The organism is Achromobacter maghribensis, assembly GCF_057334215.1.
The window spans coordinates 396,436-409,438 of sequence record NZ_JBHFII010000047.1 but is presented as its reverse complement, the minus strand read 5'-3'; the positions used below and the strand labels follow the sequence as shown (position 1 = coordinate 409,438).

The 13,003-nt window shown below is 66.5% G+C and carries 8 protein-coding genes; 3 read left to right on the top strand and 5 right to left on the bottom strand.

Annotation, left to right across the window (positions count from 1 at the left end):
• Positions 1–44 precede the first annotated feature (44 nt).
• From ACE039_RS21780 to ACE039_RS21765, 4 genes are all read right to left on the bottom strand, one after another.
• Positions 45–440, bottom strand: a complete 396-nt coding sequence (locus ACE039_RS21780; RefSeq protein WP_485823303.1) for a helix-turn-helix transcriptional regulator — start codon at positions 438–440, stop codon at positions 45–47.
• On the bottom strand, positions 424–696 hold the full coding sequence (locus ACE039_RS21775; protein WP_485823302.1) for a type II toxin-antitoxin system RelE family toxin: 273 nt from the start codon (positions 694–696) through the stop codon (positions 424–426). The genes ACE039_RS21780 and ACE039_RS21775 overlap by 17 nt, the downstream gene beginning before the upstream one ends.
• A gap of 228 nt (positions 697–924) precedes the next feature.
• The gene (locus tag ACE039_RS21770) at positions 925–2,220 is read right to left on the bottom strand and encodes a hypothetical protein (protein WP_485823301.1); all 1,296 of its coding nucleotides are present in this window, start codon (positions 2,218–2,220) and stop codon (positions 925–927) included.
• Positions 2,221–2,278: 58 nt separating this feature from the next.
• The gene (locus tag ACE039_RS21765; protein WP_105555200.1) at positions 2,279–2,722 is read right to left on the bottom strand and encodes a hypothetical protein; all 444 of its coding nucleotides are present in this window, start codon (positions 2,720–2,722) and stop codon (positions 2,279–2,281) included.
• Positions 2,723–3,183: 461 nt separating this feature from the next.
• Between ACE039_RS21765 and ACE039_RS21760 the strand changes: the two genes are divergently transcribed.
• Genes ACE039_RS21760 through ACE039_RS21750 form a run of 3 tightly spaced genes read left to right on the top strand, consistent with a single transcriptional unit; the run spans position 3,184 to position 4,250 of the window.
• Entirely contained in the window at positions 3,184–3,387 is a 204-nt protein-coding gene (locus ACE039_RS21760; RefSeq protein WP_105555199.1) for a cold-shock protein, read from the top strand.
• 40 nt (positions 3,388–3,427) lie between these two features.
• Positions 3,428–3,685: a hypothetical protein gene (locus ACE039_RS21755; RefSeq protein WP_105555198.1), complete on the top strand. Its 258-nt coding sequence runs from the start codon at positions 3,428–3,430 to the stop codon at positions 3,683–3,685.
• A gap of 28 nt (positions 3,686–3,713) precedes the next feature.
• Complete coding sequence (locus ACE039_RS21750) at positions 3,714–4,250, top strand: hypothetical protein (protein WP_485823300.1); 537 nt, start codon at positions 3,714–3,716, stop codon at positions 4,248–4,250.
• A 58-nt stretch (positions 4,251–4,308) separates the two neighbouring features.
• Here the strand turns inward: ACE039_RS21750 and ACE039_RS21745 are convergent, their stop codons facing one another.
• Positions 4,309–12,933: a filamentous haemagglutinin family protein gene (locus tag ACE039_RS21745; RefSeq protein WP_485823349.1), complete on the bottom strand. Its 8,625-nt coding sequence runs from the start codon at positions 12,931–12,933 to the stop codon at positions 4,309–4,311.
• Positions 12,934–13,003: the final 70 nt, after the last annotated feature.

The following is a 13,003-nucleotide window of genomic DNA, read 5'->3' as shown; positions in this document are numbered from 1 at the left end:
ATTGGATAGGGGGATTGGCAAAGCCGACGCGGGAGTGATCGGCCCTATACGTCAATCTGGTCAAACTGCACGCCAAGCGCGTTCGCAATGCGTTCCCGAGTGACCCTCTTCGTCCTGGCGCCAGGCGCCTCCATCGTGGCATAGCTGGGTTGGCGTATGCCAAGGCGTGATGCCATCTGTACTTGAGTGAGGCCGAGATACTCGCGCCATGACCGCAAGATGCTCCAGCCATTGTTGGCCATCAACGATACGACCTCGTGCGGGATCGTGCCGTCGGCAGGAATGCGGGGGTGGGGATGGGGGATGGCCTGTTGGTCGCCGGTCAGTGCGAGATATTCGGCATAGGGCAGAACGACGAAGGTCGGCTTTCCGTCGGCTTCCAGGATAGTGGGATGGAGCCTGCGGCGGCCACGCGCATTGGATTCAATAGGTGTTGTCATCGCGCTTTCTCACTTCCTGAATGTCTATGATCCGAATTTCAGTTCGGACGTCGAATAAGACCCGATACTGGCCGACGCGGAGCCGATATCCAAACTCGTGATTCGAAAGCGCCTTGATATTCGAAAGGGCCGGGAACAACTCCAGTCTGGTGATCTCGGTAGTTATCCTGATTCGATCGGCTGTGGGAAATTTCAGCCATTGCTTGACGGCTTTCCTGGCCCAGTTGATGGAGAACGTGCTCGGCGGAGCTGTCATTGTTATAGCCTAAGCTATATAGGTTAGCAAGTCCGTCGTCAGGCACCGATGGCTGGCGCCCTGCTTGGGATGGGACGGTTCCGACGAGTTCTACCGTGGGGTCGGGTCGGCATCAACCGAGTTGCTCGAATCTAGGACGGTTTCCCTATCGCCTCGATTGATGCATGCCCTGCGCGAATACCTGCTCGTCATTGCGTACAGGACGGACCGCAGACAAAAATCAGTCGTCTACGTGCATTGCCACAGTTGCCCGCTGACGCGGCAGCCGGCGCACCAGAACGTGTAGTTGCAGCCGCCGCTGCCCCACAACCATTCGCCGCCGTCGGCCTGCGGCAATCCGGAATCCAGTTGCATGACGAAGGCCATGTCCTGTTGGCAGTCGGGGCAGGCCGGGTAGTCGGGGGATTGCACCCAGCTGGGTGCGCCGCCGACGCGGCTGAGGTTCTGGCGGCCGTTTGATTCGCCCCAATCCTGGCAGGCCCAGCGGCCGGGGGCGGCAAAGAGCTGGACCTCGGCGTCTTGCAACGCGTGGGCGACGACCTCGGGACGCAAGGGGTCGTCGCGCTGCTGGACCGGGTGCGCACTGACAACGCCGTCGGCGTCGTGCCGATAGAACATCGGGCCGTCGCTTTCCCAACCTTGGCAAGACAGGCAGGTGACGAATTCGATCGGGCCGCTGCCGTCGATGCCGACGAGGGCGGGCTCCCGCATGGACAGCAACCGGTGCAACGGGGCATGGCAGAGTCCGCAGGTGCTGGCCAGCACGCCGCCCATGCGCGCTTGCGTGACGGGCGGCGTGCCGGGGTTCCAGGTGGGATGGGCCTTCTGGATGTCGCGTCGCCAGGCGGGTTGGCTCGCCAGCATGGGCTTGCGCTGCGTGGCGCTGAATCCGATGTGCAACGGGGATTCCGTATGCAGCGAACGCAAGCCGTCCGCCTGTCTGGCATAGCCGGCAAGCATCAGCCAGGAGCGGGCAGCGGGATCCGATGCATCGGGAAACAAGCGCGCCCAGGCATGCAGCACGGCGTTCGGCCGTCGAGAGCGAAGCAGGGCGATGGCGCGCGCGCGGCCCAGCGTTTCTTCACTGATGTCCGGTTCCAGCCCGGCGCGCCATGCGTCGATCGTCGCGTCGTCCAGCGCGCGCCAGGCTTGGCCATCCAGGTATTCCGGGCCGCCGTCGCCGGTGTGCACGGCGGTAAGCAGGCGTTCCCAGTGGCCGGCAAAGGCATCGGGGTATTGCAGGGCAGCGGAATCCAGCACCGCGGACAAGATGTCCGAACGGACGCCTTGCATCGCGCGCTGCCAGGCCAGGGTGACCGTCGCCGCGTAGGCGTCGTCGTCCATGAGGTCGAGCGCGGCATCGATGAACGTGGCGTTGTCGAGCGAGCGGTCCAGCGCTTGCGCGACCAGTTCGCCCAGCGCCTTCGGGTCTTCAAGGCGCAACCGCAGCGTCTGCGCCATCGGGTCGTTGTTCTTCCAACCCAGGCGTTCAAACGCGTTCAGGATTGCGGCGGGGTCTTGCATCGGGCGGGCCCTGAAAATTCTCAGGGGGACAGTATCCCACGCGGGTGAAGCGGGCGGTTTACCGCCCCAGCTTCATCGACACATCCGTATGCGTGCCCCGGTCCAGGTCTGCGCCAAGAGGCTGATCCCAATCGGGCAGGTTCAGCAGTTCCTTGTTGATTTCGCCGGCTTCGATGCGGCGGGCAATGTCGTCCAGCAGCAAGGTGCGCGTGGCGAAACCCTTGCCTTGGAGGTCACTGGCGAACAGCCGGTATGCCAGGTCGGGTTCAGCGCCTTTCATGACGCCCAGGTCCAGGATCCGGCCTTGTTCGTTGCGCATCAGCAGATGCCCGGGGCGGGCATAGATGCGGTAGATGCGCCACGGCGACGAGATGGCCGCGTGGTCGCGCTGTACCGTGCGCTTGGGTTCACCGCCACCGCCACGCGGTGACGGCGATGCGGGGGGAAGCAACTTCACGCACGCATTTGCGAATTTGGCGATCGACCTTCTGAAAGCGCTCACGCGCGTTCCGCAGTCAGCGCGCGCGCCATTGTCGTGAAACGCAAGGTTCGGCGCGTGCACGGGGGGGTATTGCGGGGGGTGGGCATGACCATACTCCTGTATGGCGATACGGCGAGGCAACGCGCGTTCAAGCACCATCGCTTCAGGATACGCGCTTTATTACGCGCGCGTATGCAAATGCGGCGCCCGTTACGCAATAAGTAAATCCCCGGTGCATATGCAGGCCGGGATGGGCGCATTTACGGTGAATTAGCGGTCAAAACGCACCAGAATAACTATTTGGTGGTAATCGGAAACGCCGATTGACTTTAACTACCCCTGCGCCCATAGTGGACTTGAAGCTTTTCGAGCATCGTGATTTTCGTCCGGTCTTGCACCCTCCGAGGGCGCTTCATTGTTCGCGGTCCTTTCCTTGACAGGCTCATTTCGCGGGCGGTGCCCGCATTTAAAGGAAAGAGATTATGGAAACCGGAATCGTCAAATGGTTCAACGATGCCAAGGGCTTCGGCTTCATCATGCCCGAGAACGGCGGCAAGGATTTGTTTGCGCATTTCTCCGAAATCGTGAGCGAAGGGCATAAAGTGCTGCTGGAAAACCAGCGAGTCAGCTATGTCACCGCGCAGGGCGCCAAAGGCCCTCACGCTACGCAAATCCGCGCTTTGTGAATGAAGGCCCTTTGGGCCTTTTGATCAAATAGGGGGTTTCATGTTTCACAATAATATGGTCTACAAGGGCTATCGCCTTACCGCCAACGTTTCCCGCGTTTCCGTCGGGGGCAGCGGCCGGCCCGCCTTCACCGCAACCGTTGCGGTGGAACTTGCGGCAGATCAGGACAAACTCAACGAACACCACACCGTGCCGTTGTTCGCATCGGGCGGGTTTGTATCCAGCCCCGGAATGGCGGTGGACGCCGCGATCAATCACGGCCGGCTCGTAGTGGATGCGCACGCCAGGCCAGCTTGATGCCGTGCAGTACGCCCAGGAGATTCGCATGGCGAATTCAACCGGCAGGGCAGGCAGGGCGGAATCGGACGATCAAGGCCACGGGCGGTTCGCCGCACTGGCCACGTCATTCGCGCTTGAGCAACTGGACGCCGCCGAACAGCGTATCTTGGCTTTACTTGGCGCCTCCGTCCTGAACCACTGGAGCGCGCTGCCTCACGGCACGAGGCAACGCCTCATGAGCCATGCGGCCGGGCAAACCGAAATCAACTCTCCGCAGGTGAAGGCGCAGATCGCGCGCTTCATGGCGGACGGCGTCAGCTTCCGCCTTGGGGACGCGCCGCCGGTCAGTATGCGGCCGGGCATCACGCGCGGGGTGCGCGACGACGATGACTTCGTCGACCGCGCCAAGACGGCCTACAAGCAGGACGGCGGGGCCGCGGAACCCGCGCACTACAGCCACATCAACGAATTTGACGGCAAGCGTGTCGTTGTCTTGCGCAACAAGCGCGGTGTGCTTGCCGTATACGAAGACGTGGAGGGCCAGGTAACGCGCCTGGCTCACTGGCCCGTATCCTGGGTGTGAGGCGGCCCGCCGGGTGCTTCATCGGCGAGCCGGCCATTGCCCCAAGGCGCATCCTGCCCTACAGCCCGAACGCCTGCTTCTCTTCTCCCGTCAGTTTTGCCGACTGCGCTGCCGTCAGCGCGCCGTCACCCACGACCTGCACCATATTGTTGGGCCGGTAGGCCGGGATATCCGCGGCCTGGCCGTCTTTGGGCGCCACCGTCGACGTACCTGAAGCCGATTCCTCGCCGAATCCCAGGATCTGCACGTTGATGATCGACGGCAGGTTCTGGCGCGCCTGGTTCTGCGCGCGCTGCGCCGAGTCCTGGGCGGCGTTGGCGGCAGAGGTGGCGGCGCTGCTGGCCGAGGTCAGCGCACCGGTATTGACGCTGGGGGCGGCCGGGATGCCGGCGCTTTCGCCTTGCGTCTTGATGTTGGCGGCATTCAGCACGGATTGCGCGCCAATGTAGACGTTGCCCGACACGCGGATGCCGGCTTCGCCCGCGTCGATGGTTCCCAGCGGTGCGTAAAGATCGACGTCGCCGGCAAGCACTTCCGCCAGCGGCGCCAGTGTCGCGATGCCAGCGCCGCTGGCGGGCGCAGCGGGTGACAGGGTGATGTTGCCGACCGCGTCGTAGACCCGGCGCGGCGGGGTGTAGACCACCGTGGTCTTGGATCCGCGGCCGGCGTTGATGTCACCCTGCGCCGACCACGCCAGGATGTTGCCGCCGAATGTCGTCATGACGCGGCTCTGGCCCAGCAGGATGCTGTCTGCCGCGTACAGCTGGATGTCGCCACGGCCTTGCGTCAGGACGCCGGCGGTGGCGGGAGGCGCGGTGCCTTCCACGCCGTAGATTTGCGCGCCGCCCGGCGTCAACACCTGGATATCGCCGCCACTACGGGTCTGCAGGCCCGCGCCGCCGTACATCGTGACGCTGCCGCCACCGGCTTGCGCCGCGCCCGCGGCGGGCTGTCCCGGGAACAGCGCGGCGATGGCTTGCCGGCTGCGCAGATAGCTGCCTTCGCGCGGACCGGCCTTGTCGCCATACTCGCGGCCGCCGGCGCGCAATTCGGCAAAGTAGACCTGGCGTGCGAAGACCCGTTGCTGCTCGGACGGCAGCGCATTGAAGAAGGCGCGGGCGTCGTCGGTGCTGCCGGCGAAGCCGTAGGCCTGGGTCAGCCACAGCAGCAGTTCGGCCTCGTAGGTCCTGAACGGCTTGCCCTGGTCCGTCAGCGGCAGACCAGGATCGGCGACGTCGGCGCCCAGATAGTGGCGCAGGAAGCCGGCATAGTCGGCACCTTGGGCCCCCAGCCCGCTTTGCAGCACGATGCTGGCGCCGGGGCGCGTGTCGCCGCGGACGACTGGCCCCAGGCTGACGACGGCGGCCTTGTCTTCCATCAGGATATTGCGGCCCGCGCTAAGCTCCAGCGTGCCGGGACCGGCCACGGTGAAGCTGCCGTAAAGGATGTCGCGGCCGGCCTGCACGACCGACACGTCGTTCGCATCGCCATGCACGAAAAGGTTGTCGGTGTACTGATATGGGATGGGCGTGGACAACGCATCGGCGGGCCCCAACGGGCTGCCGCTGCCGACGATGTCCCGGCCGGCGATCATGCGTACCGGACCGCCCGCGGCGTACCAGTCGGTGCCGGTCACGACATTGCCGTTGTCCGTCAGCTGGATCAGCCGGCCGCTGCTGACGCCGACGAGATCACCGTCCTTCGCATAGAAGCGCGACGGCGCCACGACGCCTGACGTGGCGGCCGACAACGACCCGAAGGCGAACAACACGTTGTCGCGATAGGCACCGTCCCTGGACAGGTTGGTGGGGCCCCAGATGATGTTGCTGCTTTCGGCCGCCTTCACCTTTCCGGCAAAAGCCGGGCGGTAGATCGATGCCAACGCGCCGGGATCGGCGCTGGTGCGGCCAAAGGAGGTGTTGCCGCCATAGAGCGAGTGGCCGGCCAGCAAGTCCAGGCGGGACAGGGCACCGGGCGCCAGGGCGATCGTATTGTTGTACTGGATATCTCCCTGAGCGGCCACCGACGAGAACTGCGACGGGTAGATGACGATGCCGTCATTGTCGTTGCCGGCCCTGTGTACCGGCGCCAGGTTGCCGCCCGCGCTGAACAGGTCGATGGCGGTATTGGGCGTCCACAGCGAAAACCAGCTGTCGGAACCGTAGACGCCCAGTGTGCCGTCCGCCTGGGTATATGGCATGGACACGGGCAGGAGCACGCGGCCGGGGTCCCTGGCCGCCTGGATAACGAGGTCTCCCAGGCTCTGCAGCTGGAATGCACTGTCTCCCGGCGTCAGCGTCAACGCCCCCGCAGGCTCGTAGGTGCTGGCCTGGAAGCGGTCCAGCGCGCGCGTGTCGCGTGCCGCACGAATGTTGTAGATGGGGTCCATCCGGCCCATCGAGGCGGCTTGCAGCAGTGTCTGGCCGCGCAAGTTGGTGACCGCGCCCGAGGCTTCATAGGGGCTGGGCAGCGCAGGATTCAAGCTGCCGCCGACCCGCAGGATGATGTCGCCGCCCCCTGTCAGCGCCAACGTGCCGTCGGCCATCACGCGGCCCGTGCTGGCCACGGCCAGCGTCAAGGCCTGGCTGCGCGGGTTGATCTGGCGTTCCTGGAAACTGATGGGGTGCGAGGTGATGATGCCCGCGTCGCCGCGCACGTCGATGTCCAGGTTGCCGCCGCCGAGCGTGCCGAAGCCGGTGAAGCCACGCAATTCATCGGCCTGGTCTGGCGCGCTGGAGGTATAGGTGCCGAAGTTCAGCCACCATGCAGTGGGCTGTGCCTGGCCTATCGCTGCGTCGCCGCTGCCCTGGCGCCACAGCCAGTTTCCGACCAGGTCGGAGGAGTAGCCGGTCGAGCGGGTCAATGGCCGCCCGTACGAAGCCACGGATGCCGTCATCAGATCGCCGGTCAGGCTGGCGCCGGCACGCAGCGTCACGTTGCCGCCGCCATCCGGATACCAGGCCCGGTAGACGCTTTGCGGCCCGCCATCCACAAAGGCTTCAAAGCCCTTGCTCGGGTCGCGCAGCACCGTGCCGTCGGGATTGATCAGGCGAGGCTGGTTATAGGGGTCGCCCGCGTAGGTGCCAGTGGATGACGTGCCCGCGGTGTAGACGCCGTACAGCGACTGCATGCGCAAGCTGCCGCCCGCCAGCAGATCCAGGTCGCCGGTGCCGGTACGCAGCACGCTGAAGCGCGGGGTGGCAGGCGCGGGGATGTAGTTGTTCGCGCCGCTTGCGGCGCAGTACTCGGGGAGTTCGGCGCACAGGGCGCCGGCATTCGGATAGCCGAACGTGTCGCGGACGAAAGCATCATCGATGACCTGGCCGACCAGTTCCGGCATGCCGACGTCGTCGGCGACCAGCTGCGTCCAGACGAAGTTGCCGGGGCCATCAAAGCCATACATGCCGTAGTGGCTGTCGGCCAGCACCAGGTCCCCACGCTTGGCGCCTTCCTTCGTCGTGAACTGCGTGGTCCGCGTATCGGCCGCGCCCAGGTCGGCGCCGCTGGCCAGCCGCATTGACCAGGATTGCGAACCTTCGGGCAGCATGGGCGCTACCGCCCACACCTGGCCCTGGGCGCCGTCGACGCGCGGGCGCAGATCGACATATTCCACGCCCGGTTCCAGTTTCACGTTGGTGCCCGATGGGATCAGTGCGCCGCGCGGCAGGGCGACGGCAGCCGCCAGATTCGCGTTGCGGGGCAGAGGAACCCCCGCAGGCCAGGTGACGGCGCCAAGGAAGGCAGTGCTTGTCAAACGCGTGCCGGCGCCGAGCGCCATCCCCGCAGGCAGCGTCAGCGTTTGGCGCAGCACGGTGCCGGCTGCGTGCGCCACCGTGCCGTCCGGGTTGAGGATGGGCGCCGATAGCACGGTGCCGGCGGGAAGCGTCAGCGCCTGGGCCAAGGGGGCGGTAACGGGCAGGACGGAATTTTCGAGAAGCGTGGCGCCTTGCAGCGTCAAGTCGTAATTCAGCGTGACACCGACCGGGAACGCCGTACCGGCGGCCAGCACCACGCCGGCGTGGGGCGTGATCATGTCACCGCCGGTGAAGTCCCGGCCTGGCAGCAGGCGCCAGCCGTTCACGTCCTGCTTGACCTCTGGAGGCGGCGCGAAGCCGTCGTTGATGCTGCCGTGGATCTGCAGGTCCCCACCGGCACGGATGACCAGATTGCCCACTTCCCCCGAGCCGTAGACGCCCGGCCGCAGCGGCGTATGCGGGTTCAGGCTGGCGTAGCGGAAACCGGACAGGTCAAGGTCGCCTTGCACCACCAGATTGCCGTCTGCGGTGGCGCTGCGGATCTCAACGCCGGGGCGCAGGTGCAGGGCGTCGCCATAGGCGAGCAAGCCGGCCAGCCTGCCGTTGATCAGATTGCCGTTGGACCGGGCCCGGTTGATGAAGGCGACGCTGTCGCCATGCAGGCGGGTCAGGTAGGCCTGGTCGATGATCTGGTAGGGCTTGCCGTCCGCCGTCGTTTCGGTCCCTGGCGCTGCGTCCGTGTAGACCCAGACGCCATTGATCGCGATGCTGCGCGCGCCGCGGATGTCCAGCGGCCCGCGCGCGTCGATGTCGATGTCGCCGCCAGTCGCCCCACCCAGCCGCGGCGCATTCAGCGCCAGCGTGCCTCGCGGGAGGCCGTCATGGCGGGGCGCACCCGTGCCGGCGCGCACATCGATGACCGCGCCTGCGTCCATCCGCAACTGGCCATTGCCCGAATTCAGTTCCACGATGGCGCGGTTGGGCGCGTCAATGATCTTGCCGTAGCTGTCCACGCGCAGCGCCGTGCCGTGCGCATCCAGCACTGCGGTGGACGCCAGGCGCAGTCCATCGCGCGCGGCCAGGCGGATGCTGCCCACGCCATCGCCACTGGCGTCAATGCGGCCGGTCACGGTCAGGCTGCCGGCATCGACCGAAATATTCACATTGCGGGCACGTACCTCGTCGCCGATGGCAAGGTTGCCGCGCTTGAGCTGCAGGCTGCGCCCGCCGAAGACCTGGCCCTCGTTCAGGCGTTGGTTCAGCGCCGCGAAGTCCACTTGCTGCGCTCGGATATCCACTTCGCCGAAGGCGTAGGGGACCAGGGTGCCGCCCGCGTCATAGCTGCCCGAAGCCATGCCCAGAATTCGGCCTTGCAGGTCCACGCGGCCAGCGTCCTCAGCCAGCGCCACGGCGGTCAGGCGGCCGGCGCGGTTGTGTTGGGCCGAGACGTCGATGGTGCTGCCCGCCGCTTGCGTGATGTCGCCTTGGCGGCTGTGGAGGCTGACGTCGCCGCCCCAGCTGTATTTTGTGATGTCGTCGAATGGTACAGGCCGGCCAGCTACGTCCAGATGCGCGCCAGGGCCCAGGATCAAGGCGTTGTCCGCGCTTGCGCTTAGCTTGCCGGTGGGCAGCGCGATGCGGCCGTTGATATTCAGCGTGCCGGCGTCCAGCGCCAGTTCCGCACCCAGTCCGCGCGCGTCGGGGGCCGAGGCGCTTGCCGGCGGGCTGCCGAGGTTGATCGCGGCGCCCGCCTTGATCCGATTGATGGAGCCGGACTCGCCCGTCAGCAGGGGCGTCGACAGATTCAGGGTGCCGCCGCTGTAGCGCCAGCCGGACGCGGCATCGAAAGCCCCGCGCGACTGGTACACGGCCAGGCTGCCTTGATGATTGGCGGTGATGCGGTCGCTGGCGGTCAGGTTGACGTTGGCAAAACCCAGGGCCAGACGGGCATTGTCCAGTTCGCCCAACGGCTGGGTATAGGGCCCATACCCGAACTCGATGCGCTCGGCCTGGATATTGAGTGTGCCGCTGCCGGAGCCCGCCCCGTTATCGATCACGCCGACGGGCGGCGCGATCGATCCGTTCCAGATCAGGTTGCCCGCGCGCAGCGTGGCCACGTCGCCCGCCTGGCCATACCCGTAGATGGCCGGCGCCGTCAGCGCCAGGGTTTGCAGGCGCGACTTGCCGGTGGCGGGATCGGTCGTGTCCAGCGTGACGGTTTCGAAGAAGTTGAATGAGTCGCTTACGGCCAGGGTCAGCATCTCGAGCGCCGGCGCGCCGAAGCGCTGGTCGCCCGCCATCAGACGATTCAGCAGCGTCTGGTCCAGGCTAAGCCCTGCGCCAATTGTGCCGCGCGTGGCTGCGGCCGCCAGGGCCTGTTCGCTGCCGGCGTTGACGGCGCCCACGGCCAGCGTGAGGTAGCGTGCGCCGTAGCCGGCAGCACTACCCAGCTCGAAGGTCTTGTTGGTGACGGCCGCCAGCGTGCCTTCGGTATACAACAGGGATTCCCCGACGCAGGTAGCGCCGCAGACGCCGATGCGGATGGGACCGGCGCCTTTGGGTTCCTGGTCGGCGGTGGGAGGAAGCATGTTGATCCAACCGTTGGACAAGGCCAGGAGGCTGCTGGAAGATGCCCCATAGGTGTAGCCGGCAGTGGAATCAAAAGGCGCTTTGCCGCGGCCGATGGTGTTGATCGAGGCCCCGCGTTCGAGGGTGATGCCGGTGGCCAGGCCGCTGGTCACCAGGAAGACTTCGGCCGCCGAGAGCGACGCGCCCTCGCGCAGGACCACGGAGTTGAAGTGGGTGCGGGCGTAACCGAAGTCGACGGTATTGCTGTTGTTGGCATAGTCCACATTGGGGACGGCGCCCAGCACGAGGCGGGGCGCGCCCAGCGCGCTGAGCTGGGCGGAATCCAGCGATAAGCCCTCGAAGCCCGCACTGCGCCCCGCGCCCGGCGCGGTGACCTCTAGATGCCCTGCTTTGTCATTGCTGGACGAGACGGCGAACGTGCCGCCGTAGCCGGCTGCCGCGGCGGAAAAGTCGACCTGGCCCGCGAATGAAAAGGCCTGGCCTTCGGCGCCGCTCGCCAGATACGCCCGCAACGTGCGTGCGTCCGCGGGCAACATGGCGCGCGGAATGCCGCGGCGCGCGCCGTCGGCCTGCACGAAGGCGGCGTAGTCCATCTCGTTGTATTGCGAGTACTGGCGCAGGACGTCGCCGGATGTGATCAACAGCTGCTTGGGCGTCGCCGTGGCGAGGTTCGTGCCGGCGGTACCGACGTTGCCCGCGATGGACCAGGAGCCGTTGCGCAGCGGTATCGCACCCGAAGCGGCGGCGCTCGAAGCCAGCCCGTTGACTTCCACGCGGAATGCGCCTGGCATCAGGGCATAAGTCGAGGGCATCAGCGTATAGGTGCCGGCGGGCAGGCCGGGCACCCCGTTTCCGATCGTGACTTGCTGCCCGATCTGCGGCTTCTGGCTTCCGTCGGGCGTGGTGGGCGCCACGGGCGCCTGCACGCCGGGCACCAGCGCGTAGACGGGATTGGTGGCCAGGCCCGGCAGGGTGAAGCCCGCACCCTTGGCATTGATCTGCACCAGCGGGTTGAATCGCGCGTCGGTGGAGCCGCCCCGGCCTGTCACGAAGCCGGCGCCCAACAAGCGGCCGCCGCCGGACAGGTCCAGCATGGCGTTGCCGTCCACCCGAACCTCTTCGCCGGCCAGCTGAATGCCGCTGCTCAAGTCGCCGCCGAGCGTGGCGGCGCCTGCGCCGATCAACACGATGTTCTGCCTGGCGTATTGATAGGTCACGCCGTCGACGGTGCCGCCATAGGGCATGACCAGCCCCTGGCCGCTGACGGACGTGACGCTGCCCGGCAACAGATTGACGCGGGAGGTTGTGCCGGTGGTATCCGCCACCCCCATTTCCACCAGTCCGAGCGGCGCCCGCACCACGCCGCCCTGGTCGATGATGTCGGCGGCCAGCCGCAGCTTGCCGAACGCGCTGTACGGAAGGGGGGGAAGGGCGTCGTTATTGCGGCGGATGGTAAGCGTGCGGCCGGCTTCGTAGCCGCTGACGCCGTCGCGAGAGCCGTTCGGACCGACCACGATTCGCGTCACCGCTCCCGTGTCCGGATAGATCTGCGCGGCGGTCAGGTTGAGATTGCCCGGGGCAGCAAACTGCGTGGTGTAGGGCTGGTTGGCCAGCGCAACCTGCGTGCCCCGGCCGCCCAGCACCCGTATGTCGCTCTGGCTGCGCAGGTCGGTCTGGATGAAGCCGGTGCCGACGTAGCTGGCATCGCCATTCGGCGCCCGCTGCGTGGTCAGCGCGCCCAGCTGTACCAGGTCGCGGATATCGATGAAGCCGGCATCCGCCGTGAAGGTGGATTCGCTGATGCGCGTGGACGGAGCAAGCGAGGATGACGGGCGGGTGTACAAGTCGGGCGCGCCATTGTCGGTGGCGCCTGCCAGCATCACATAGGGGGCGGCCAGCCGCACCCGGGCGGCGGTGGGCGCGGCTTCCGTCATGTTGAGCGACGTGCTGAACAGGCGCAGGCTTTGGCCCATGCGCAGGTCGACGTCGCCCGCGAAACTGATGGCGCCGTTGCTCAGCAGGTTCAGGCTGCCGAACCCCCCGTCTTCCACCTGCGCAACGCTTAGGCCGCCGTGCCCATAGACAAGCGCGTCCGCCGCGGCCTGCGCGTCGGCAAAGCCGGCCAAGTCGTCGGGCAGGGCCTGTTGCGACAGGCGCAGATCGCGTCCTTTGTTCACTCGGGCGGTCATCGCCGCCGTACGGTAGACCGGCGCATCCAGGCCGATGGACAGGGTGCCGCCGGGCGCGCCGCTGCCGCCTGCAAGGGCGGTCATGCGGCCATCCAGGTACAGACCGTTGCCGGAACTGACGGCGATGTTGCCGCCAGCGCCCGCCAACATCGTCGGCACGCCATTGATCAGTACCGTGGCAGTGCTGCCCGAGGCGTCCCGGCGGCGGCCTGGGCGCGGC

What these genes read in the sequence shown, in the direction of transcription:
- ACE039_RS21780 (WP_485823303.1), bottom strand. Translation starts at nt 440, where the DNA reads ATGACAACACCTATTGAATCCAATGCGCGTGGCCGCCGCAGGCTCCAT.
- ACE039_RS21775 (WP_485823302.1), bottom strand. Translation starts at nt 696, where the DNA reads ATGACAGCTCCGCCGAGCACGTTCTCCATCAACTGGGCCAGGAAAGCC.
- ACE039_RS21770 (WP_485823301.1), bottom strand. Translation starts at nt 2,220, where the DNA reads ATGCAAGACCCCGCCGCAATCCTGAACGCGTTTGAACGCCTGGGTTGG.
- ACE039_RS21760 (WP_105555199.1), top strand. Translation starts at nt 3,184, where the DNA reads ATGGAAACCGGAATCGTCAAATGGTTCAACGATGCCAAGGGCTTCGGC.
- ACE039_RS21755 (WP_105555198.1), top strand. Translation starts at nt 3,428, where the DNA reads ATGTTTCACAATAATATGGTCTACAAGGGCTATCGCCTTACCGCCAAC.
- ACE039_RS21750 (WP_485823300.1), top strand. Translation starts at nt 3,714, where the DNA reads ATGGCGAATTCAACCGGCAGGGCAGGCAGGGCGGAATCGGACGATCAA.
- ACE039_RS21745 (WP_485823349.1), bottom strand. Translation starts at nt 12,933, where the DNA reads ATGTTGGCGGGCGCTGGCGGCAACATCGCCGTCAGTTCCGGCAACGGT.